The organism is Botrimarina mediterranea, from assembly GCF_007753265.1.
In the GTDB taxonomy this organism is placed as follows: Bacteria; Planctomycetota; Planctomycetia; order Pirellulales; family Lacipirellulaceae; genus Botrimarina; species Botrimarina mediterranea.
In genome coordinates this window covers 681,208-704,062 of the sequence record NZ_CP036349.1, presented here as the reverse complement: position 1 = coordinate 704,062, position 22,855 = coordinate 681,208, and the positions used below count along the sequence as shown (strand labels likewise).

14 protein-coding genes are annotated in these 22,855 nt (G+C 66.2%); 6 read left to right on the top strand and 8 right to left on the bottom strand.

Features of this window, described 5'->3' with window-relative positions:
- Positions 1-153 precede the first annotated feature (153 nt).
- On the bottom strand, positions 154-849 hold the full coding sequence (locus Spa11_RS02785) for a response regulator transcription factor (RefSeq protein ID WP_145107087.1): 696 nt from the start codon (positions 847-849) through the stop codon (positions 154-156).
- Between the two features lie 251 nt (positions 850-1,100).
- On the opposite strand from Spa11_RS02785, the gene Spa11_RS02780 reads away from it, so the two are divergent.
- Together Spa11_RS02780 and Spa11_RS02775 are read left to right on the top strand one after the other, a co-directional pair.
- Positions 1,101-1,691 carry a sigma-70 family RNA polymerase sigma factor gene (locus Spa11_RS02780; protein ID WP_145107082.1) on the top strand — a complete coding sequence of 197 codons (591 nt, stop codon included), beginning with the start codon at positions 1,101-1,103 and terminating at the stop codon, positions 1,689-1,691.
- Between the two features lie 13 nt (positions 1,692-1,704).
- Entirely contained in the window at positions 1,705-4,206 is a 2,502-nt protein-coding gene (locus Spa11_RS02775; protein ID WP_145107079.1) for a protein kinase domain-containing protein, read from the top strand.
- A gap of 6 nt (positions 4,207-4,212) precedes the next feature.
- Here the strand turns inward: Spa11_RS02775 and Spa11_RS02770 are convergent, their stop codons facing one another.
- Together Spa11_RS02770 and Spa11_RS02765 are read right to left on the bottom strand one after the other, a co-directional pair.
- Positions 4,213-4,815 carry an NfeD family protein gene (locus Spa11_RS02770; protein ID WP_197529689.1) on the bottom strand — a complete coding sequence of 201 codons (603 nt, stop codon included), beginning with the start codon at positions 4,813-4,815 and terminating at the stop codon, positions 4,213-4,215.
- 145 nt (positions 4,816-4,960) lie between these two features.
- Positions 4,961-7,294 (bottom strand): NfeD family protein, encoded by a 2,334-nt coding sequence (locus Spa11_RS02765; RefSeq protein ID WP_145107066.1) that lies wholly within the window; start codon positions 7,292-7,294, stop codon positions 4,961-4,963.
- A 251-nt stretch (positions 7,295-7,545) separates the two neighbouring features.
- Here Spa11_RS02765 and Spa11_RS02760 point away from each other — a divergent pair, with 251 nt between their 5' ends.
- The gene (locus Spa11_RS02760) at positions 7,546-9,138 is read left to right on the top strand and encodes a prenyltransferase/squalene oxidase repeat-containing protein (protein ID WP_145107061.1); all 1,593 of its coding nucleotides are present in this window, start codon (positions 7,546-7,548) and stop codon (positions 9,136-9,138) included.
- A 367-nt stretch (positions 9,139-9,505) separates the two neighbouring features.
- Here the strand turns inward: Spa11_RS02760 and Spa11_RS02755 are convergent, their stop codons facing one another.
- The gene (locus tag Spa11_RS02755) at positions 9,506-10,348 is read right to left on the bottom strand and encodes a hypothetical protein (RefSeq protein ID WP_145107057.1); all 843 of its coding nucleotides are present in this window, start codon (positions 10,346-10,348) and stop codon (positions 9,506-9,508) included.
- Between the two features lie 187 nt (positions 10,349-10,535).
- The gene (locus Spa11_RS22720; RefSeq protein ID WP_197529688.1) at positions 10,536-14,588 is read right to left on the bottom strand and encodes a hypothetical protein; all 4,053 of its coding nucleotides are present in this window, start codon (positions 14,586-14,588) and stop codon (positions 10,536-10,538) included.
- Between the two features lie 250 nt (positions 14,589-14,838).
- Between Spa11_RS22720 and Spa11_RS02745 the strand changes: the two genes are divergently transcribed.
- The 3 genes from Spa11_RS02745 to Spa11_RS02735 all read left to right on the top strand — a co-directional run bounded on the left by Spa11_RS02745 (position 14,839) and on the right by Spa11_RS02735 (position 18,733).
- Positions 14,839-16,206, top strand: a complete 1,368-nt coding sequence (locus Spa11_RS02745; RefSeq protein ID WP_145107049.1) for an outer membrane protein assembly factor BamB family protein — start codon at positions 14,839-14,841, stop codon at positions 16,204-16,206.
- A 195-nt stretch (positions 16,207-16,401) separates the two neighbouring features.
- A complete protein-coding gene (locus Spa11_RS02740; RefSeq protein ID WP_145107043.1) occupies positions 16,402-17,922 on the top strand; it encodes an MATE family efflux transporter in 1,521 nt (506 codons plus the stop codon).
- A 334-nt stretch (positions 17,923-18,256) separates the two neighbouring features.
- Positions 18,257-18,733: a CBS domain-containing protein gene (locus Spa11_RS02735; protein ID WP_197529687.1), complete on the top strand. Its 477-nt coding sequence runs from the start codon at positions 18,257-18,259 to the stop codon at positions 18,731-18,733.
- A 605-nt stretch (positions 18,734-19,338) separates the two neighbouring features.
- Here Spa11_RS02735 and Spa11_RS02730 read toward each other — a convergent pair.
- The 3 genes from Spa11_RS02730 to Spa11_RS02720 all read right to left on the bottom strand — a co-directional run bounded on the left by Spa11_RS02730 (position 19,339) and on the right by Spa11_RS02720 (position 22,824).
- Positions 19,339-20,109, bottom strand: a complete 771-nt coding sequence (locus Spa11_RS02730) for a hypothetical protein (RefSeq protein WP_145107036.1) — start codon at positions 20,107-20,109, stop codon at positions 19,339-19,341.
- A gap of 338 nt (positions 20,110-20,447) precedes the next feature.
- Positions 20,448-22,250: a TIGR03545 family protein gene (locus Spa11_RS02725; RefSeq protein WP_145107031.1), complete on the bottom strand. Its 1,803-nt coding sequence runs from the start codon at positions 22,248-22,250 to the stop codon at positions 20,448-20,450.
- 46 nt (positions 22,251-22,296) lie between these two features.
- Positions 22,297-22,824: a TIGR03546 family protein gene (locus Spa11_RS02720; protein WP_145107028.1), complete on the bottom strand. Its 528-nt coding sequence runs from the start codon at positions 22,822-22,824 to the stop codon at positions 22,297-22,299.
- Between the last annotated feature and the right edge of the window lie 31 nt (positions 22,825-22,855).

Here is a 22,855-nt window from a genome sequence, read left to right as displayed (position 1 = left end):
GTTCCCACGGGAGCATTTGATTTCGGCGGCTGCGACCCGAGCAAGGCTCAGCAGCGAGTGCGGCGCAATGATCTCAATTGGCTCGGGCTACGCCGACGCCATAGCGGCGAAGCCCCGGCCGAACACGACGCGGGGACATCGCCGACTTCCGTCTTAGCAGCACACGCGCGCCGACTTGCCTCGCAGGTATCCCAACTCCGTGAGCAGATTGTACTGGGCGTACAAGCCGACCACTTCGCCGGTTGTCTCGGCGGAGAACTTCTCGACGATCTTGGCGCGGTCGCCTTCGATCGTCCGGACCGACACGTCAAGCGAGCGTGCGATCGCTTTGTTGAGCTGCCCCTCGACGATTGCCTGGAGCACCGTCTTCTCGCGCGTCGATAGCTGCGAGACGGCGACGCTGATCTGCTCGAAACGCCGGCGGATCCGGACGTGGAGCTGATCGTGCTCGACGGCCCTATCGATCGCGGTGATCAGGTCGTCGGCTTGGTAGGGCTTCTCCAGCACCGTCACGGCGCAACGCTCCATAAACTGGATCGCCGCGGGGACATCGGCCTGACCGATTGTCACGATGATCGGCATCGGCTCGTGCTGACCGGCGAGGCGGTCCTGCACGTCACGGCCGTTGACGCCCGGCACGTTGTAGTCGAGGACCAGCACGCCCGGCCGTGGCATCGCGCCGGCGGCTAGGAAGTCTTCCGCCGAGGCGAAAGTCTGGCAGCGGTAGCCGCGCTGGGTGACCAGATCGGCGACCGAGTCGCGGACATGCGGATGGCTTTCGACGATGTAAATGGTGGCCCGGGAAGAGTTGCTCTCGGCGCCAGCGGTAAAAGTGGTAATGTCAGACATTGCTCTGTTCGCCTTCTTTTGAGCCCTCCTTTCGGGGGGCAATAACGACGGCGCCCGATCCGTCGGGCATCGACGCCGGATGTAACCCTGTGGTTATCCGTCCTAGAAGTAAGCAATTCAGCGGGTCCCCGCATTACGCCTAGCCGAAAGATTTTAGGAGACAAGCGGGTCTTTTTCGCGTAAGTTGTTGAGCGGAAACAGCTTGGAAGAATTGGCGACAGCACCATTTTCCTAATTTTCCTGGGCGTCCCATGGGCGAGGCGACCCGAATCACGCTTCTCGACAGGGTTCGCCAGACGCAAGCTGGCGACTCGTGGGATGAGTTTGCCGCCGTCTACGACGCCCTGATTCTGGCCTGGCTCCGTCAGCAAGCCATCACCGACGCCGACGCCGACGACATCCGCCAGGAGGTCATGAAGACCGTCGTCCAGGAAATCGCCAACTTCGACCACAACGGCCGTCCCGGGGCGTTCCGCAATTGGTTGCGTAGAATCACAGCGAACCGAATGCGCAGGTTATGGCAGAAGCGCGGGCGTAGCTCGGGCGAAGAAGCCGGCGCCGACATCGGGGTCCTGGCCGAGCAACTCGAGGATGACGCCAGCCGACTGACGCATGTCTGGGACGCCGACCACGATCGGTTCGTGCTCAACCGCTTGCTCGCCTTATTGAATGGTAGATTCTCAGCAAAGAGCTTGGCCGCCTTCCGCCGCTTGGCGATCGGCCAGGAAGACGTGGAGGAGGTCTCCAAGGACCTCGGCATGAGCATCGGCGCTGCGCGGGTCGCGCAGCACCGGGTGCTCCGTGCGCTGAAGGAACTCGGAGCCGGGCTGATCGACGTATGACCGCCTGAGACGAATGACCACGAACGAAGAGCCCGGCGTAGCGCGCGGCGTCCATCCCGATGATGCGACGCTGGTTTCGTGGGTTCAGGGCGTCTTGCCCGTCGAAGCGGCCAATCGCCTCGAATCTCACATTGAGGCCTGCGACGAATGCGCCCGACGTCTTGAAGAGGTGACGGCCAAGCCCGACCCGTTCTTGCAAAAGCTCCGCGGCGCCGCCGGCCTCTCGGTCACGCTGCCCGGCGCCGATGGCCCGGAAGAAACGCTGGCCGACGCGAATCTGATGTTCGGCGCCCTAGCCCTTCAAGCGGGGCTGGTTACGGCCCAGCAACTCGCCGACGCCTGTGTGCTGTGGTCTTCCCGCGGTGGCAAACCCCTCGCCGACCTCATGGTTGAGCAGGGATGGATCGACGAAGCCGCCCGTAATTCCGTGAAGACTCTGCTCGCCGCCAAGGCCGCTCCGCGCCACCGCGTCGCCGCTGAAACGATCTCCAGCCGTGACCCGCACGGGCTCGACCTCAACGAGGCCATGTCACTCACGCCGCTGTCGAACGATCGACTGCGGCTGTTGCACCTGCACTCGCACGGCGGCATCGGCCAGGTCTGGCTCGCCCAAGACACGGTGCTCGGCCGTGAGGTGGCGCTCAAAGAGTTACTGCCCGAGCTACGCGGCTCGAAGCGCCACCGCGAGCGGTTCTTGCGAGAAGCCCGCGTCGCCGCGCAGCTGTCGCATCCCGGCACGGCGCCGGTCTACGAGTACCGCGAAGAGGGCGGCCGCTGCTACTACACGATGCGGTTCTACTCGGGCCGGACCCTCACCGAGGCGATCCAGCAGGCCCACGCCGAACGTGAGAAGCACGACGAGGCCGACGCGTTCGAAAGGCTCTTCCCGCTGATCGAGCAGTTCCTCACGGTCTGCGACACGATCGCCTACGCCCATTCCAAGGGCATCATCCATCGCGACCTCAAGGGAGAAAACGTCGTCCTTGGCGAATTCGGCGAAGTCACCGTCATCGACTGGGGCCTCGCCAAATCGATCGACGACAAGGAAGGGAGCGTCGCTCTGCATCGTGAATCGACCGAGCCGCACAAGACCATCGAGGGCGAACGCCTGGGCACGCCCGGGTTCATGTCGCCCGAACAGGCGCGGGGCGAGCAGTCCTTGATCGACGAGCGCACCGACGTCTACGGGCTCTCGGCGGTGCTGTACGAGATCCTCACCTCACGCCCGCCATTCACCGGCGAGACGGCGAACGAGGTGATGCACCGCGTCGAGACGCAGCCCCCGGTGCGTCCCAGCGCTTTGCATCCGAGCACGCCCGACGACCTCGAAGCGATCTGCCTCAAGGGCCTCGCGAAACAAAAGGAAGACCGTTACGCAACGGCGAGCGAACTGAGCGAGGCGATCCGTCATTGGGTCACCGAACGGCTGCGGAAACGCCAAGAGTTCGATCGGCAGGCCCGCTTCTACGCGCTCTCGCACGACATCTTCAGCGCGATGGACCACCAGGGATACATCCAGCAGGTGAACCCGGCGTACGCGAAGTTCTTTGGCTACTCAGACAACGACCTCCCCCTCGGTGAGCACTTCTCCCAACGTCTCCACCCCGACGACATGCCGCTGGTTTCGCGGCGATACAACAAAGCCCAGCGCGGTGAGTCCCAGGGAGAGGCGGTGCTGCGCTTCGCAGGGAAGGACGGCGTCTACCGCGCGGGGCGTTTCACGCTCTCGACCATCCCCGGCGACCCTATGATCTACTCGGTCGGGCGCCCCGTCGACGAAGAGAGCGAACGCCGCCGGCTCACCGACGAGCGCTCGCGGTTCTTCTCGTTGTCGCATGACTTGTGCGTCATCTACGATGAGCACTTCCGCATCGAGCAGTTGAACCAAGCGCTCCTCGATTTCCTGGAGACGGATGAAGACACGATGCTTGGCGCTGAGGGGCTGGGGTGCGTTCACCCCGAGGACAAGCCCGCCGTGCAGCATCACGTCGATTCGGTCCGTGATGGCGGATCGGCGCAAGACATTGTCTGCCGCGTCATTACGAAACGGGGCAAGACACACCTCACCAACTGGACACTGTCCCGCGTCCCCGGCGAGCAGACCCTCTACGCCCTCGGTCGGCCGCTCGATGAGCAGAGCGAACGACGCCGCGCCCACTCCGCCCGGGCACGCTTCTTCACCCTATCGCCGAACCTGTTTGTCATCTCGGACGAACGGGGACGCGCCGCCCAGGTGAATCCCGCTTGGAAGGAACGGCTTGGATGGGAGGCGGAAGAAATCATCGGCCAGCCTTTCCACAACTTCGTCCACCCCGACGACATCCCCACAGCCACACGCGCCGCCCGCCGCGCTCTGGTACGCGAGCCTGTAGTTGATCTGGACGTTCGGATGCGGTGCAAGGACGGCGCCTACAAGACCTTCACCTGGATGCTCACCCACGCCCCAGGCGAGAGAGCCAACTACGGCATCGGCAGGGAAGTCGTTACGGCAAGTCCCCCGCAATCGATGGCTTGATAGCACTCAAGCCTGCGGCGACTTCTCGTCGAAGTCGAAGTCGTCGAGGCCCAGTTCGCCGGCCGGCCGTGAGAGCAAGTCGCCGCTGCCGGTCGAACGTGTGGGGTCGGGGCGTTCGGCGGCGGGGGCCCGGCGGACCACCAACCGCGTGCGGCTCGCCTCGACGACTTTGACGTACTCGCCCGGATCGATCGCTTGGCCCTGGCTGACCGCGTCGAGCATCTGGCCGTCGATCTCGATCGACCCCGCCGGCAGCATCTTCGACCGCGCGACGCCAACGCGGCCCACCAAAGTCCGACGGTCGCCCTCGGGGAGCACTTCTTGTTCGGTCGGCGCAGCGCCCACCAGGACCTTGCCCAGCGGCGTGCTGGGCAAGTACGTAAACGCGAAGTAGAGCAAGACCGGCGTCAGCACCACCTCCGCCGCGGCAAACGAAAGCCCGTAGAACCAGCCGCCCGACGTGTAAGCGCTGTAGATCGCCCCGATAAAGCACGCCGCCGACAAGAAGCCCAACAGCCCGCCCGAGGGAAAGAACACCTCGGCAATAACGAGCAAACTGCCAACGAGCGTCAGCAGCACAGCGATCGAGATTCCGTCGAGGGCGTTCAATTCAGAGTGGGTGAGGCTTGAGGCAACAGGCTTGAGAGCAGGAGTGGGCAAACATTAACGAAGGTTAGGAGGGAGAGGGAAAAGACCATGGTTCGCTTGCGCTTCCCTCGTCCCTAGCCCCTCGTCCCGCGTCCCTCCTTTCAGCTTACCCCTGGACGCGGCGGACGACGACTCGGTTCGCGTGCGTTTCGACGACCTCGACGGCGTCGCCGCGTTCGACGAACTCGCCGCGCGTAACGACATCGACCAGCTCGCCGTCGATCTCCACGCGGCCCGTTGGCAACAGGTTGGTGGTCGCGACGCCGCGGTGGCCCAGCAGGTGCTCGTAGTCGGCCAGCTGTTCGCGGCGGTCCTGCTCGATGCGGTCCGCCTCCTCGAGCGGCCCCAGAGTCGCCCGGCGGAACAGGGCCGATTGCGGCAGGTACTGGCGCAGCACTCCCGCCAGGATCAAGAACGCGAAGCCCGCCCCGGCGACCGTCGCCAATGAGTTGCGTAGTTCGTAGAGCTGCGCTTCGGTCTGCGGCAGGATGAAGGTCTGACTCGCCAGCACGATCGACGCGATGATCAACAGCGACCCGCCGACGCCAAAAATGCCCAGCCCCGGCAGCACCAGCAGCTCCAGCAGCACGAACACCATACCCGTCACGAACAGCAGCACCTCGAGCCAGTCGGCCGTGCCATCAAGGAACTTGCTCCAGAAGAACAGCAGCAGCGCGACGGTCGCTACGAAACCACCGATGCCGACGCCCGGCGAGTGCAACTCGATGTAGATGCCGACGATGCCGATCACCAGCAGCAGCGCCGCCAGCCCGGGCGACGCGAGCGCTTCGACAAGCTCGAGCGCCCAATTCGGTTCCGAAGTGCGCGGCGGCTCGGTAAGCCCGTACAAGGCTTGCAGGTCGTCGAACTGCTCGACGGTCTGCCAGGCGATGCCCGAATCGACCGCCCTTTCGGCGGGGATGTCGAGGGCGACGCCGGCGGCCTTCACCTCCTCGCCCTTGCGCCACTCGGCCGCGGCGGGCTGCTCCTCGAGTTCCTCGGGGCTAAAGACCCGCTGGGCGCCCGTCTCGCGATTGGTGTAACGGGCGAGTTCGATGCTGCCGTCGAACGCCGCCGCCAGCAGCGACCAGGTTCGCGCCGTGGCGGGCGCTAGGGTCTCCCGCACCGTCGTGCGGGCGGCGTCGATCTCCGCCTGCGGGTCGGCGAGGAGCCCTTCGAGTTCCTTCTGGAGGTTGGGATCGAGCCTGCCCGGGTTCTCCTCGGCATCGCCGGCGATCGGCTCGGCGCCCCGCAGCACGGCGCCCTCCTGCATCACCAGCTGATCGCACGCCAGCGCCACCAGCGCCGCCGGCCCTTCGGCCCGTTTGGGGACGTAGGCGACGGTGCGGACCTCCCCGTCGCCCAGGTCCGCCAGCGTCTGCGCGAGCCGCAGCGCCGCGGGCAAGTCGCCGCCGGTCGAATCGATCCGGACGCCAACCCAGTTCACGTTGGTGCGTTCCAGCTCGTCACCGATCAGCGTCTCGATCCGGCGCACCAGTCGCTGGTTCACCGGCCCCGACAGATCGACCATTACCGGGCGCCATTCGCCGGCGATCGATTGGTCTTCGTTGAGCGACTCGCTTGGCACCGAAAGGGCCCGCGCCAGCGATTCACGATCGGCGACCAGGTACTTGGCGATCCCCTCCTCGCGCGCCTCGCGGCCGGTGAAGACGGCCAGCGTCCCCGGGGGGGCGAGCACGTCTTCGCTGACCACGGCCCGCTCTTCACGCAGCGCTTCGAGGTCTGCGCCCAACGCGAACTCGACGCCGCGATCGGTCTCCAATCGCACCAGCTCGGCGGCCCGATCGACCATCGCTAGAACCACCGCCGGCGGCGCCGTGCGGCGGGCCTCGGCAATCTGCTCGTACGAGGCGCGGATGCCCGGCTCCAGCGGGCGGGCGGCGTCCTCATCGGCGCCGGCGCGGCCGACCTGCGCCTCGGGCGCCATCGCGATCTCTTCACACGCCAGCGCCACCAGCACCGCGTGCCCCTCGATCGAATCGGGGAGGTACGCCAGCGTCTTCACCCGCGCCATCTCATCGCTGACCAGGAACCGCGCCAGCCGCAGCGCCCGCTCGAACTCCGTCGCGCCCCCTTCGGGGGTCGGGGCGAACTCGAGCACCAACAACGGCCGTCGGTCCCCTACGCCAGCGGGGGCCTTCCCGAGCTTCTCGATGGCGCGTTGCAGCCGCGCCTGGTACACCGTGTCGTCGTTGCCAGTGATCGGCAGCCGCAGCCGCACCAGGGCGACCTGCCTCGGGTCGGCCTTCGCTTCGCCATCGGCCCCCTCTTCCTCGACCTCTCCCGCCGCCGGCGGGACCTCGGCGGGCTCGGCTTCTGCCGCCGCTCGCCCCCTTACAGGGAGCAGCAGGGCCGCGAGCAGCAACGCGGCACGCACCCATCGCGGCAGACCGCTCGGCGATAATGACGCGACGCTCATCCTGGGGACGCCTCTCTCTCTTTGCCTGGTCGGTTTGAGTCCGATCGCTTTTCCGACAGCCCCGATTATACCGCCATCGGTGGCTAAATCGGAGAACATTGCGCCGCCAACGCCCGCGCGCCAACGTGGCGAATTCGGCGCCGGCGCCGTAGCCTAAAGACGTAGCGACGGCTCTCGACCGCCGCCGCTCCGCACTTCTCTGACCCTCCTTCGTTCGCGGCGCCGCTGGCTTGCCGCGAAACCGGCGAGCCGTGTCCGAAAACGTCCCCACCCCCGCCGTGCCGCCCCCCGAACTCCTCGACAGGTCGGCGATCGCCCCTCCCCCGCTGGAACCGCCATCGCACGCCGAGACTTCACCCGGCGACGGACGGGAAGCGTACGGCTGGATGATCAGTTTCGCGGCCCACGCCCTGGTCTGCCTGCTGCTGGCGGTCTCGACGATGCCGCCGCTACCGCTCTCGACGACGTTCACGCTACTCGGCGAGCCGCCGCCGGCCGAGGTGCTCGACGAGTCGCTCGACCTCGACGACGCGTCATTCGAGCTGGCGTCCGAGGACCTGTCGCAACCGCTCGAGAACGCCGCCGCGCCGCCCCTCGCCGCGCCGACGCCCGAAATGACCACCGCTCCGCAGCCAGCGGTGGACTTGTCGTCGCTGTTGGCGAGCTCGTCGATTTCGATGCCCACCGATACGAGCTTCGCCGTGGTGCCCGGCACGGGGACCGACGGCCGATCGGACGCCGGCCGCGCCGCGCTCGTGGCCGCCAAGGGGGGATCACCCGCCAGCGAGGCGGCCGTCGCCCGCGGCCTCAAGTGGCTCGCCGATCACCAGAACCCCGACGGCACGTGGAGCCTCATCCACACCGCCGGCGAGTGCCGTGGGCGTTGCGACCATCCCGCGAAGGTTCCCGGCAAGGACCCGTTCAACGACTCGCTCACCAGCGCCACGGGGCTCGCCTTGCTGCCGTTCCTCGGAGCTGGCGAGACCCACAAGCGCGGCCGCTACCGCCGCGTCATCCGCAACGGCCTGAGCGCGCTGGTGCGGCTCGGCAAGCTCGACGAAGACAACCCCGGCCTCACCTGGGCCGATAGCGGCAGGATGTACGCCCACGGCATCTGTGCGATCGTGCTTTGCGAGGCGTACGGCCTCACCAAGGACCCCGAGCTCCGCGCGCCGGCGCAAGCGGCGTTGGCTTACTTGGCGTACGCCCAAGACCCGGCCGGCGGGGGCTGGCGTTACCGACCACAAGAAGCGGGCGACACCTCGGTCACCGGCTGGCAGATCATGGCGTTGAAGAGCGGCATGCTCGCCGGCTTCCAAACGCCGCCACGGATCGCCAGCCGTGCAAGCCAGTTCCTCGACTCGGCCAGCACCGACAACGGCTCACGCTATGGCTACCTCGCCGCGCCCGAACCCGTCGACGGCGCCGAGCCGCCCCCTTACAACGGCACGCCGACGCTCACCGCGGTCGGTCTGTTGTGCCGCATGTACCTCGGCTGGGACCACGACGACGACCGCCTCGCGCGCGGCGTCGAGCGGCTGGCGAAGGAAGGCCCCCGCTCCGGCAACTTCTATCACAACTACTACGCCGCGCAGACGATCTTCCATCACACCGGCGGCGTCGGCCCCGTGTGGCGTGAGTGGAACGAGAAGGTGCGCGACCAACTCGTCGAGCAACAAGCGACCCGCGGCCACGAACGGGGCAGCTGGTGGATCGAGGGTCCCCACAACGACCGCGGCGGTAGGTTGTACGCCACGGCGTTGGCGACGATGACCCTCGAGGTCTACTACCGCTACCTGCCGCTGTATCAATCCGAAGCGATCCAAACCGCGCTGCCCGATTAGTGGCGAAGCGCCCTGTGAGCCGTCGGCGCTAGCCGCGGGTAACCCCGGTTGTAACGTCACCCACGGCTAGAGCGTGCTTCACTTGGCCGTAGCGTTTCTAGCCTAGCTCTGATCCACGGAGCAACGTGGAGAAGTCTCGCGCAGAGACGCAGAGCTGGATGCCTTCAAGACTCACGCAAAGCCGCGAAGGCGCAAAGACGAAGTCGTTGAGAAATGAGCGCAGCCGCAAACGATCAAACAGCAACACGTTCTTTGCGGCTTGGCGCCTTTGCGTGAATCTTCGCTGTCTACCCTCTGCGCATCCGCGTCTCTGCGCGAGACGCTACGGCAACATGAAGTACGCTATAGCGCCGACGGCTCACGGTCGCTACCGCGTCGCGTCGCGATAGCGCGCGGCGAGTCGCATCCGCATCCGACCGCGGCTATCGACTTGATGCGCCGTGACGCCGACGCCTTGCTGGCCGCTCAGCGCGATCGGGCCGGTCAGGTCGGCGCTCACCATCCGGCAGGTCGGTTCTTCGATCTCGAAGACGCCCTCGACAAACAGCCCCATCTGCCCCGAGCCGGTCGCGGACGCCTCGACATCCGCCGCGAACCGCGCGACGCGAAGGCCCTCCACGTCGCGCAACTCTTCGAGCGTGAGCGTGAACTTGTCGACGGTCCCGAACTGCTTATCGAACCCCAACGCTCGTTGGGCGAGCTCGGCGGGGATATCGAGCTTCTCGCCAACGGCGATCGTCTTGCCGGCGAGGAACTCCGCCAGCGGGCTCGCCGTGCCGAGCGTTTCCATCGCCCGGACCACCAAGGCGTACTCTTCCAACGTGGGCATTGTCCCCTTCTCGGTGAGGACCGACAGCTTGTCGTTCTCGCCACGCTCGCAGTGATACGTCTTGCCGGCGACGATATCCGCAGCCGACTCACCGTTGTGAGTGCTCGTCGCCTCAAAGAACCGCACCGCGGCGCCGACGACGCGGCCCTCGCGCGTGCTCGACGCGGTCACAAGTCGGCGCTGCACGCGCTCGACCTCACTCGAGTCCTGATCAATGACCTGCGTGCCCTGCCGCATCGTCGTGTCGAGCTTCATCTCCAGCCGCACCGATTGCTCCACGGCGTCGCCCACCACCGACTGCCGCCGACCGAACGTAGCGGTCTCGGCCAACCCAAGCGAAGGCGCCAACAGCGCTGCTAGCAACAAGAGACGGGGCGACATGCGAGGGCTCCATTGAGTTCCGTGGAGCCGATAGAGTCCCGCAACCACCAATCCCGCAGCAAGACCGATTTGCTACCCGCAAATTGCAGATGACTCTCAGCCGTTGGCGGCAGCCCACGGCGCGGCGGGCACCAGGATTCCGCCGTGGGCTGCCGCCGACGGCTGAGACCCGTCGCAGGGGACGACGTCACTCCTCATCCGACCCCAACTGCTCCTGCGTCTCTTCCCACGACAGCCTTACCTGCTCGACGCGGCGCAGCGGGTCGTCGAGCGGGTCGTCGCCGCGGCGCACCAGGCGCTGCTGCACGTCGGCTTCTTCTTCGAGCGTCTCGACCCAGTCCGGAAGGTCGAGCCCCGCGCCGCCCGCTTCGGCGAGCAGCATCTCGACTTCGATCTCCAGGGCGGCGAACGCCTCACTCGGATCGACGTCCTCATCGGCGCCCATCGCGGGGCCCACCAGCGACCGCAAAAGGTCGATCGTCAGCGGGCGGACAAACCGCTCGGCGAGCCGCTGCGACACCGTCGGCAGTCGCATGCCGTAGCGCTGCGCGAGTTGCTCCAAGCCCTTCTGGTGATTGTCGGCCGCTTCGCGCGTGCGCTCTTCAACGGCGCGGCGCCACAGCGCCGCGGCGGTCGAGCGGCCGCTCTCCACCAGGATGCGGTGGGCGAGCGCCACCGGTTTCAAGTTCCACGCCACGCGGTCGTAGGCGTTCTTCAGCCGCAGGAAGTCCACCAGGGCGTGGAGCATCTCGCCACGGTCCGACTGCGTGGTCGTCGCGTTGTAGTCGCGGTAGACGGCGTAGTTCTCGACGACCGCCTCGATGGCGACCGTCAGGTGGCGGATCGCCTCGTCGCGTGGGATCGCGACGTCGATCGCTTCGAGAAGCTTCGGCGCGTCGTCGGGCGGGTCTTCTCGCAGGTTGTCGAGCCAGACGCCGACCTTCTGGTGCAGGATCGCCCGCAGGTTGCTGAGCGTCAGGAAACGCTGCGTGAACAGGTCCTCGCCGTACTGTTCGACGAAGCGGACAAAGCGTTCCCACTCGCGCGGGTCGGCGAGGCGTTCGACGACGCTCAGCCGCACCGTCTTGCTGTGCGAGAGCCAACGCCCCAGCTCGGCCTCGGTGAGGTCTTGCAGCGACTCGACGAGCATGACGTCGGCCGCTTCGCCCGATTGCTCGGCGATACGCCACGTCTCGCTCGAGGCGACCAGACAACGCACGATCGACGCGTAGCCCGCCTCGAACAGCCGGTCGTACTCCGTCACCGCGCCGCGACCGACCGGGTGGTCGGTCTCCATCTTCTGCGCGACCTCGAGCAGGTCGGTCGTCTCTTCGATCAGGCCGAGCCGCGGCATCCACGTCAGCAAATCGCTAACAAGTCGGTGCAAAGCCCGCGCGCGGACGATCTTCCGCGGATCGCCGCCGCGACTGATGGGGATGTAGAGCAGTTCTTCGGCGGCGAGCGCCGTGCGGAGCGGCGGCCAGTGATTGCGGACGCCGTCGGGGTCGGCGAGCAACACCGCGCGCAGGATGCCGACCGCGGCGCCGACGGCCTTCGGCGTGTCGGGCGCGGCGGCGCTGTCGTCGACGGCCATCGCGCCCGTCGCGGCGCGGAGCAGCCGGGCTGCGTCGGCGGCTTCGACACAGGTGGTGATCACACCCTCGACGATCGCGTCGCGGATGGTCCGCAACCGGTCGTACTCGACCATCGACTCGTGGTCACCCATCGGCTGCGGCAGGTGGTGCGTATGGACCTGCTCCAGGAGCTGGGTCAGCTGCGCGCCGCGCTGCACCGCCATGCGGCGCCAACTGGCGATTGTCTCGGCGCGGTCGTCCGCCTTCCCGCTGCGGACACCCCACACAACGGCGGCGTGCTTCCACAGCCTCGACACCGTGTTGAGGAACGCCAGGCGCCCTTCGAGCCGCTCGGCCTCTTCCTCGAACTCCAGCCGCGTGTCGTCGCCACCGGGCTCGAAGATCGCGCTATCGATCCCATCGTCGGTGCTGTCTTGGAACGGCATCTCCTCATAAAGCGAGTCGAAGATGCCCCCCTCGTCCTCTCCTTCGTCGTCGAACTCGTCTTCGTCGTCGAACTCCGAGTCGTCGTCGCCGAAGCCAAACAGCTCGTCCTCGTCGTCGTCGAAGAGCTCGTCGAGCAAATCGTCATCGTCGTCGCTGTGCAGGCCGAGCTCGAACTTCGGCGCCTCCCACAGCTCTTCGGCGTTGGCCTCGAGGTGATCGAAGAATTTCGCCACCAGCGGCCACTGATCCTCGCCGGTCTCCTCGCCCTTTTTCTCGACGAGCCGCAGCCAACGCTCGGCGAGCGGGTGGAACGACGCGTCGCCGTCGTCGAGCGGCGTCAGGTCCACCTGGCAGACCCACCGCATCAGCAGCGCCATCGACGCCACGAGGTCGCCTTTCTCGAGCAGCGCTTCGACGACCTGCTGAAACGCCTTTGGCGAGTCGAACTGATCGACGAACATCGCCCAGAAGTTGATGTCCCCCGCGGCGGCTCCGGCCTTGTGCCAGGCGTTGAGGGCGCCGGCGACGAGGTTCGTCGAGACCTCGACCTCTTTTGCGAGCAGTCGTCGCACGCCACTCACCATCGGCGTGGCGAACTGGTCCCACCAGATGGCGATCCGCTCGAGCGTCGTCGAGAAGAACCGCTCGTACTCCGAATCATCGATCGCCGCCGCTTCGCTCCACGCCCGCGCGCAGAGGCCGAGCAACTGTTCGACGACCTGGATCAGGTCATCGACGCGGTAGTCGTGGATCGTGTTCTCGATCGACGGGAACAGGCTGTAGTTGCCGCCGAAGCCGACGACGTTCCACGGATCAACGAGCGCGCCGCACTCGATGCCACGCTCCAGCAGGTCTTCGATCTCGGGCGTCAGCTCCGCGGCGACCGCGAGGTCGTGGGCGTCGAGCGCTTGGTGGCCCGCCGTGAGTTTGCAGTAGATCTTGCAGAGGATCCGCGACGAGGCGACCCGCACCTCGTTCGCTTGTTCGAGCGCCGCGTTCGCCGCGCCCATGCGGGCGTAGACCCGCGCGAGCCGTACGCGCTGCAGCTGCTCGGCGCGGCGGCGGGCGATCGACTGGTTGAGGTGCTGTCGCGCACCGGCGAAGGGCTGGTGCAGCCGCTCCGCTTCGCGTCGCAGGCGCTCGCCATGGTGGCCATCGACGCGGGCGAGCAGCTCGGCGTAAAAGCGATCGCGGTACGCGGCGATCTGCGGCAACAGGGTGCCGAGCGTCTCGTCGCCGCTGTGGGCCGTCGGGCCCGAACCGCTGACGCCCGAGGCCATCAGGATCGTCCCGGCGAGGACCGCCGCCGCTTCATCGAGCAGCTCGTCGCGCGTGAAGCTGCCATCGGTGCGGTCGCTGGCGTCTTGCTCGACGCGTTCGCACAGCGCGTCGAGCACCACGGGCTGTAAGACGAAGCGCCGGTAGTTGCCGCTGCCGTCGATATGGTTGGGGTCCCAGAGCCCGAAGTGGTGATTGGGCCGCTTGTGCGCCGGGTGGTCGAAGTCGTACGCCCGCGGGTCGAGCGCCAGCTCGTCGAGCAGGGCCGGGTCGAAGTACGCGGCGCGGAGGATCCCCTCGTCAGTCTCACGGAGGATCTTGAGCGTGCGGACGATCAGGTCGTGCCGCCTGCCGTGAGCCGCCCCCGCCGAAGCGATGTAGAGCGGGATCGGGCGGATCCACTCGTGGCGGTAGGGCTCGATCTTCTGGTCGGTCTCCAGCACAGCGATCGGCCGGTAGCCGATGAAGTCGTCGAGCCTGTCGCGGGCCGCGTTGAGGGCCGCCTCGTCCCACGGGGGTCCCGAGGAGAGAACCGCCTCGAAGACCCGCCCCAAGAAGAACGGGCGCCACAACTCGTGGTCTTCCCGCCCCCAGAGGACGTCGGCGTGGAAGCGGCCGTAGGCCTGCCTGAATTGCCCTGTAAGCCGTAGAACGCCCAGGGCCTGCTCGGCGTCGGCAAAGGCCTTTCCCTCCGCTCGAAGGGCCTCCAGGCGATGCGAGAGGGCCGATAGGACGCGGTCCACCGAGGGCGGGTTAGCCCCCCCGGCGACGGTCTCCTCCAGGGCGAACAGCTCGTTGAGGGCCGCCAGGAACGCCCCGTCGCTCGCTCCGGACGAGAAATTGAGGTAGCCCAGCACCACCCGTTCGCACTGGGCTCGCCGCTCCCGCGGGTCGTGTGCCGCGGGTTCGCTGCCCATCGGGTCGTCGGGCTGAGAAGTCATAGGCGTCGCGGGCGGAGCGAAGAGTGGGCTACAGACCCCTCTCGAAGCGGAGCGCCCGGTAACGGTGGGCCGACAACAGTTGGGATAGGGCGCAATTTAAGAGTCGTGCGGGGCAGGGTCTAGCCGCTGGGCCCGCGGGACGCCGCGAAGCGTGCAGCCGCCGCCGCCCGCGATTACCATAACAAGACCGGTCGGCCCCTGCCGCCCACCGCCCATCCGCCACTAATGCCCCCGTCCCCGGGCTTCTCCCATGCTGCGCAGCCTCCGCTCATTGACTCACCGCCTGCCGCTGTTCGCCGCCCTGTTGGCGACCGCAAGCTCCGTCGTCGCCTCGCAGGTCGTCCCCCGGCACACGGCAGAGATGGCGGGCCTCGAGCGAGCTTGGTTTACCCAGGCGCCCCTCGACCCGGCGACGCAGACCGTAGTCGGCGTCAAGCTATCGGGCGGGTCGCTCTACGTGCTCACCTCGGCCGGTATGCTCCAGGCGTACGACGCCGAGACCGGCGCATCGCGATGGAACACACGGCTCGGTGATGGCGCAAACACCGTGGTGCTCGGCCCCGCGGTAATGCACGACACGGTCCATGAAGACGGCGGCCCCAAGACCCCACGCACGCTGGTCGCGGCAACGGTCGGCTCGACGCTGTATGTGCTCCGCGAAGTCGAAAAGGGCGTCGAAACCATGCTGAAGTTGAAGGTCAAAGGCTCGCCGGGCGCCGGGCCTGCGTTCGCCGAGGACGTGGTGTACGTCCCCGCCATTAGCGGTCGCATGACGGGCTATCCGCTCGACCAGGTGCTGGATGTCTCATTCATCATCGCCTCGCCAGGCGAACTCGCCGGCACGCCGGTCAGCGCCGATGGCAGCCTTATCTGGGCGACCGGCGGTGGACAGGTCTATGGCGCGCCGCTCAAGAACAGCAACGCGGACTACCGGTTCGACGCCAGCGAGCCCCTGTCGGGGCCTCCCGTGGTCGCTGGGAGACTATTGCACTTCTCCACCATTGAAGGCGTCGTTTACGGGGTATCTATCCTGCGGGGACGCGAACTGTGGCGGGCTAACTTAGGCGACGTCGTCCGCAAGCCGGTCGTCGCGGTCGATGGCGTGGTTTACGTCGCGACCGAATCGCAGGTGCTCTGGGCGTTGGACGCTAATACGGGCGAACAGCTGTGGAAAGTCGAGGGCCTGGGCGATTTTGTTTCGGCCTCGGACAAGCAGGTCTTTGCCGTCGCCCCCGACGGCGCGGTGGGCGTGCTTGACAAGGCGACCGGCCGGCCCATCGCCAGCTGGCCCGCCGTCGGCAAGCTAACGCCGATCGCCAACACCGAGAACGACCGCCTGTACTTCGTCTCGGATGACGGGCTCATCCAGTGCTTCCACGCCACGGGCCTCGCCGAACCCTACGTTCACGACGCAAAGCCCGTCGCCGAGGAGGAAGAGGCCGCCGCTCCGAGTGACGAACCCACCGACGAGCCGGCCGAAGAAGAACCCGGCTTTGGCGCGGAAGAAGAAGCTCCGATGGACGACGCGCCGGTCGACGGGTTTGACCCGTTCGCGCCGACCGACGAAGCCGAGGAGGACGCGCCGGCAGAAGACGACGACCCCTTCGCCGACTTTTGACCGCCCGGCCCCGTTCAGTCGGGGCGCGAACCTCGGGGAAGGCTGCCCTGTCCGCCGGGGACGCGGTACGCTTTGCTCCCCTCAGGTTTTGAGGACCGGGAACGCGTCAGTGCCCGGGTCGTAGCTTTGTGACGGACCGCAGTCAGTGCCCGACGCCCCCTCCGGCGTGGGCCGGATAACGAAGGAGTGTTGGCGTTGTCCGAGCTTGCCCTTTCCGCCGATGCGACGCCCGTAATCGAAAACGATTCCGCAGGCGAATCGACAGGCTCACCACGAGACGACTCTTGGTGGGGCCGTCCCGGCGGCGGCCGCGAAGTCCTCACCATCGCCACGCCGCTGGTGGTGTCGAGCCTGTCGTGGACGGTCATGACATTCGTCGACCGGATGATGCTCAACAACTGGTCGGGCGGGGCGATGGCGGCGGCCTTCGTTGGCGGCGTCCTCTGGTTCGCGGTGATCTGTCTGCCACTGGGGCTGTGCTCCTACGTGGGTACGTTCGTCGCCCAATACCACGGGTCGGGCCAGCCCGAGCGGATCGGCCCTTCGGTGTGGCAGGGCGTGTGGGCGACCGTCGCGGTCACCCCTCTGATGCTGGCGCCAATCTTGTTCTCCCAGGCGGGTTTCCAAGCAGCCGGGCACACGCCCGAAACCGTCGCTCTGGAGACGACCTACTTCGACATCCTTTGTTGGGGTTCGCCAGCCATGCTAGCCTCGGCGGCCCTGTCCTCGTTTTGGAGCGGGCGCGGCAAAACCTGGGTGGTGATGATCGTCGACTCGGTTTTCGCCGGGCTGAATCTGCTCCTCGACTGGTGGTGGATTTTCGGGCTAACCGCGACGATCGGTGGTGAGACGATCACGCTCTTCCCGGCGGCCGGCATCGCCGGCGCGGGCTGGGCGACGGTCGTCTCGTTGTGGCTGAAGACCTTCACCTACACCTTCCTGATGCTCTCGCCGCGTAACCGCGCCGAGTTCGGCGCGGGGGTCTGCGGGATCGATCGGCCGCTGCTGCGACGGGTGTTGACGTTCGGCTTCCCCGCCGGCGTGCAGATGCTGCTCGACGTGCTGGGCTTCAGCGCGTTCATCCTGATCGTTGGAAGGATCGGCGCCGTTGAGCATGAGGCGTCCAGCCTCACCTTCAGCCTCAACCACCTGTCATTCATGCCGGTGGTCGGGTTCGGCATGGCCGCGAGCATCCTGGTGGGCCAGCATCTCGGCGAGAACCGCGACCGCGTCGCCGCCCGCGCGACTTGGACCTCGTTGCAGATCTCTTGGGCCTACATGGCCTTGATGTCGATGGCGTTTATCTTCGCGCCGGGCGTCTTCCTTGCCGGCTTCTTCCAGACCGAGGGCGTCTCCGGCGACGCGGCGCATCGTGCAGCGGTGGCGTCCACAGCGGTGGTGTTGATGCGTTTCATCGCCGCCTACAACATGCTCGACGCGATGATGATCGTCTTCGTCAGCGCCCTCAAAGGCGCCGGCGATACGCGGTTCATCCTGTTCGCAAGCCTCGTGATGGCGTCGCTGCTCGCCCTGCTCACCTGGATGGCGGTCGAAGTCTTCGGCTTCGGCGTCTACGGCTGCTGGGCGTTGATCTCTCTATGGATCGCCAGCCTCGGCACGATCTTCTTCATCCGCTTCCAGCTGGGCTATTGGCGTTCAATGAGGGTCATCGAACGCACGCCGATCGTCGAAGCGGAAGCGTTATCGGCGGAGTGACGCCAACCCATAATCGATCAATTTGATGTGGAAAGAACCACATCGAGCCCTCAATTACCGCCCCATCCCCCCAACTCCTCGTGAAGATTTTCACGAAGCAGCGACCTCGTGACGGCTTTCACAAGGTCGCCCGAATACTGCCGGGAAATGTTCGCCCCGGCGTGGCGGGGTCGCTAGGTTTGCTAAGAGCGTCACGGCAAGGTCGCCGCGACGAACCTCTTCTCACAGCGGCGGTTGAACTTGGTAATTCAACGCAGGCGTCGGGGGCCCTCAGGGTCTTCGGCGGGCGATGAACGAGTTCCAGCGGCCGGCATACCCAACGGGAGCCCTCGCGATGATGGCCACAATCACCGCCCGCGACTTCATGGTCACGCGCCTGACGACGCTGACGCCCGACATGGATGTCCACGACGCCATAAAGCTGCTCTTACGGCATCGTATCTCAGGCGCCCCTGTTGTGGGTCCCCGCGACCAGTACCTGGGTGTCTTCTCCGAACGCTGCAGTATGCAGGTGATCCTCGACGCGGCCTATGAGCAGCTCCCTTCCAGCCAGGTCGGGATGTTCATGGACACCAAGGCAATGACCATCGCCCCTGATACGCAACTGCTGTCGATCGCCCAGGCGTTCTTACTCACCAACTACCGGCGATTGCCGGTGATCGACGAAGACGGCGTGTTGCTCGGCCAGGTAAGCCGGCGCGACGTGCTCAACGCGACCGTCGATATCCTCAAGCCGGCCAAGTCGGTTCGTGAGTCGTCGTTCCTCTACATCAGTGCGCTAAAGACGCGTGAAGAAGCCCCGGTGGGTTGATGCTGGCTGCCGCGGGGAGCTGCGCCACGATGCACGAAAGACGGAGCGCGGTTGAGAACTTCGCGTAGGATGGCGCCGAAGGCCCATCAACGCTACCGCCGCTCGAAGGGTCATGGGCCTTCGGCGCCATCCTACGTAGTTACGTCATGCCTCCCATGGTTTACCTACTATAGCGTACTTCATACTGCCGTAGCGTCTCGCGCAGAGACCCAGAGACGCAGAGACGCCGAGGGTAGGCGGCGAAGACTCACGCCAAGCCGCCAAGCCGCAAAGACAGATTCGTTGAGAAATGAGAAATGAGCGTAGCCGTAAACGATCGCACAGCAACGCGTTCTTTGCGGCTTAGCGCCTTTGCGTGAGTCTTGGAAAGCATCCAACTCTGCGTCTCTGCGTCTCTGCGCGAGACTTCCCCACGTTGCCCCGTGGATCAGAGCCAGGCTAGAAACGCTACGGCCGAGTGAAGCACGCTCTCATTGATGGGAATTGATGCGCCCGAGAAGAGTTGGTAACCCAATAAAGCAAAAGGGCCCCGCAGCACGTTGCTGCGGGGCCCTTTTGTGTTGGGGTGGAAACAGTTGTCGTCGGATCGACAGAACGTCGTCTGCTTAGCGACGGCGGGCGAGACCCACCAGAGCCAAGGCGGCGAGGGCCGCGGCGGTGGGCTCGGGGATGACATTGTCCGGGTCGAGGCTGCCGTCCGGCGTGATGTTGAAGTCTTTCTTGGCGATGAAGGCCAGCGAGCCTGGTTCGCTAGCGGCAACGAGCGTGTTGTTGAGAACAAAATCACCGGCGGTAACCAGCGAACCGGCGGCAAAACCGTTCAGAGACAGCGCCGGGCCGAACTCGAGCAGCAAGCCGAGATTCCAGGGCTGGCTCAGGCCGACCGAGTTGAAGGATGCGGAAGTTGAACCTTCGACCTCGAACTGATCGGCTGGAGCGAGAGCGATGCCATTGACCGCGGTTACGAGCACGTTTGCATAGATGCCGGAGTTGACCGTCGTGGAGCCGCTGCCGCCAACAATCGTGAAATCGCCGCCCTCGGAGATTTCCAGCGAGTCGATACCCGTTCCGGGGAGCGTCGCAAACGAAAAGTTGAGCTGACCGTCGGTGATCTCCAGGTCGCCATTCGACGCAGAGGAACCGAACGACTGCGGATCGAAGTCAAGCTTGTTGACATCGACATCAGGGGCGCCGAAAAGAGGGACGGCGTCCGTCGCGGACGACTCCGTCACATCTTGGTACTCAACAACCCCAGCAGGGAAGTCGTTGAAGTCGCCGTAATTGATCGAGGCCGCGAGAGCGGGCGATACGGCGGAGATAGCCAGGGCGCACAGCGCCGCCAGGCGAGGGAGAGAATCGATGGTGTAAGCCTTCATTGGATCTATGCTCCGCGTACCGCTTGTTGATCGTCTGGAGAGGTTTGACTTCCGCGACTATCTGCTGTGCTTGGCCCTGCGTTGCTGACCTTCAGCTCCGCTCAGCCCTGCGCATTCTTGCGTTCCGGTAATCCGCCCCTCGTTGGGCAGAGAGATAAGCGCGTCGATAAGACCCGTTTTAAGTCAACGGACCGACGCCAGCAATCTTTATCTGCCAAGATTTCTCGGAAATTCCAAGAGGCTTTGCCTTGACACCCCCCAAAGGGTGGTCAGGTCTGGCAAACCTGCGGCGGTACGCAACGAGGCCGTAGAGGATTCGCCCTAGACGGCCACGAGGGCTACTTCTTGAACAGCGACTCGGCCGCGGGGAGCCGCTTGCCAAGCTGTTCGAACGAGAAAGTCCCGCCGCCGAGTTGCTCGCCGATCCAGTTGCTAGCAAGCCGCTCGATCTCCTGGCGTGGCGCCTCGACCTCGGCGGTAAGCTTCTGCATCGCGTCGCTGACCTTGCGGTCGAGGGACGCCAACTCGCCGGCGAGCTTCTGCTGCGTCGATTCGAGGCGCTTTTGGGCCTCTTCTCGTGCCAGATTGGCCGCGGCAGTCTGAAGCGACTCGGCGACCGCCGGACCCAGCGTGGACCAGACCGCTAGCTTGGGGTCGTCCAGGGTACCGCCGAGCGTGACCCGCGTTGCTGGCTTCGGGAGGTTCGTCAGGCTGCCGCCGACGGCGTCGCCGAGGCGGCGTGCTAGCTGGCTGGCCGAGGGGCCGACCACCGGCGCCAAAGCGACCCGATCCTGCACCAGCTGGATATCGCCCGACAGCTTCTCGCCCTCGATCCGCACGCTGACCGAAAGGCTACCCGTCGATGGCGCCATCGCCAGACCCAGTTTCTCTGGATTGCCCAGCCGCCCCTCGGGCAAGTCGAACGCGGGGCAGTCAACGATCAGCTCGTCGGTCGCCACGCCGCCGGCCCGATCGACCGTCAGCCGCACTTCCATTGCCAGGCCGCCGGTCGAGCTGAACTCGGCGCGCATCGGCTTGCCGTGGATGGCGGGCGAGGTCGTGAAGTCCGTGACCGTGCCCGTCAGTTCGAGGGGCCGACCGGCCATCCGTGCCGAACCACTGACGGCCAGTTCCCGGATCAGCAGGTCGGGCCGCTGCCGCACGCCGGCGAAGTTGACGTCGACGCCGCGCGGGCGTGGCGTCACCACGGGGCGGACCTTGGTGCTCGGGACCATCTGCCGCGTCCAGCGGACCCAGCCGACGAGGCTGTCGATCGAGCCGGTCACTTGCTCGCCGAGCAGCTGGGAGGTCAGCGATTGCGGGTCGAGTTGATTCAGCTGGAGCCGCTCGCGGATCAATGCCTCGTCGCGGCGGCGGGCCTCGTCGATCCGCCCTTTGTCGGCTTTCACCTCGGCTGGCAACGACGTTAGCTCTGCATGCAGGTTCGCCAAACGCTGACGCAGGTCGGCGGCTCGCTGCGGCGCGGCGGCGAGGAAGTCGGCGCCGCGTAGCGGATTCGACCGGGCTTCCTTGGCTTGTTCGCGGAGCCTCTCGACCTCGGCCTGCAGGGCTTTGGCGTCGGCGTTTAGCCTGTCGAAGCGTTGCGGCCAGCTCTGCGAGAGCTCCCGCGCCAGCCTCACGGACTCGAAGTCCTCGGGCTCGCCGGAGAACTTCAGTTCGATGTCGTCGAGCCACTTGTCGGCCGCCTGACCGACCGCCTGCCCTGCGCCGCCGAACCAGCCGGGGGCGTCGCTAGCGATCGGCTCGTCTTTCGGTTGCAGGGCTCCGGAGTTTTCGCGAGGCGTGTTGAACTTAAGGCCGCGGACGACGCCGTGGTTGGCGATCACCTTCTTGCGGAGGAACGAGTCGGACTCGAAGTCGAGCTCGATCTTCTCCGCCTCGACGAGGTTCTCCATCGGACGCTTGGCGTTGGCCACCCTCAGCCCGGTGAGCGTCGCGCGGGCTTCGAGCACCGAGACGACCGAGCCATCGAGTTCGACCTTGGCGCCAGCGGCCGACTGACCACCGGCGATGACGGCGTAACGCAGGCCCCAGCCCGTGCCGTACTCCAGGGCGCAGTAGAGCACCACCAGCAGCACCAGCCGCGGCAGCAGGTAACCAAGGCGGAGGAATCGCGTCATGGGAGGGAGCACTTGTACGAGGACGAGAGACTCAGAGCCGCGGCGATCAGCTACGCAGCCCGAATCCAACGCTCAGCTTGTCGGTGAGTTGTGCGCCCAACAGGACGCGGCCCAGCTTGTACTTGAGGACCCACTTCACGGCCCGCGGACGGATGCGGTCAACGAGGCCGCGCGTTACGAGGAACACCGGGTACGTGAGGTAGAGGGCCACCAGCAACGACCCGCAGACGACCGAGTTGTGCAGCCCCCACCAGGGCCCCAGCGGCGTGTCATAGAGCCAGGCGTAAGTTGGTTGCAGGCTGGGGATCGTCAGGACCTTCAGGCCCAGCTTGTGGGTGAACGGGTCAAGCAGCGGCGCCAGCGGCGCGACGCAGGCCGCGACCGTGAGGCCGGCGCCCTTGTTGACCCGCAACGCGCAGAGCAGCACGCCGAGCACGATCGCCACGAGGGTCGCCTTCGGCACGAGGCCCAGGCAGATCCCGATCGCGACGCCGGCGGCGACCTGCCGGCTCGAGTCGTTCGCGACGAGAATCGACACTAGGCTACGGAGCGGAGCAAATAGCCAGTCGGACATCGTTGGGCTCGGATCACGGGCGTGACGGCGT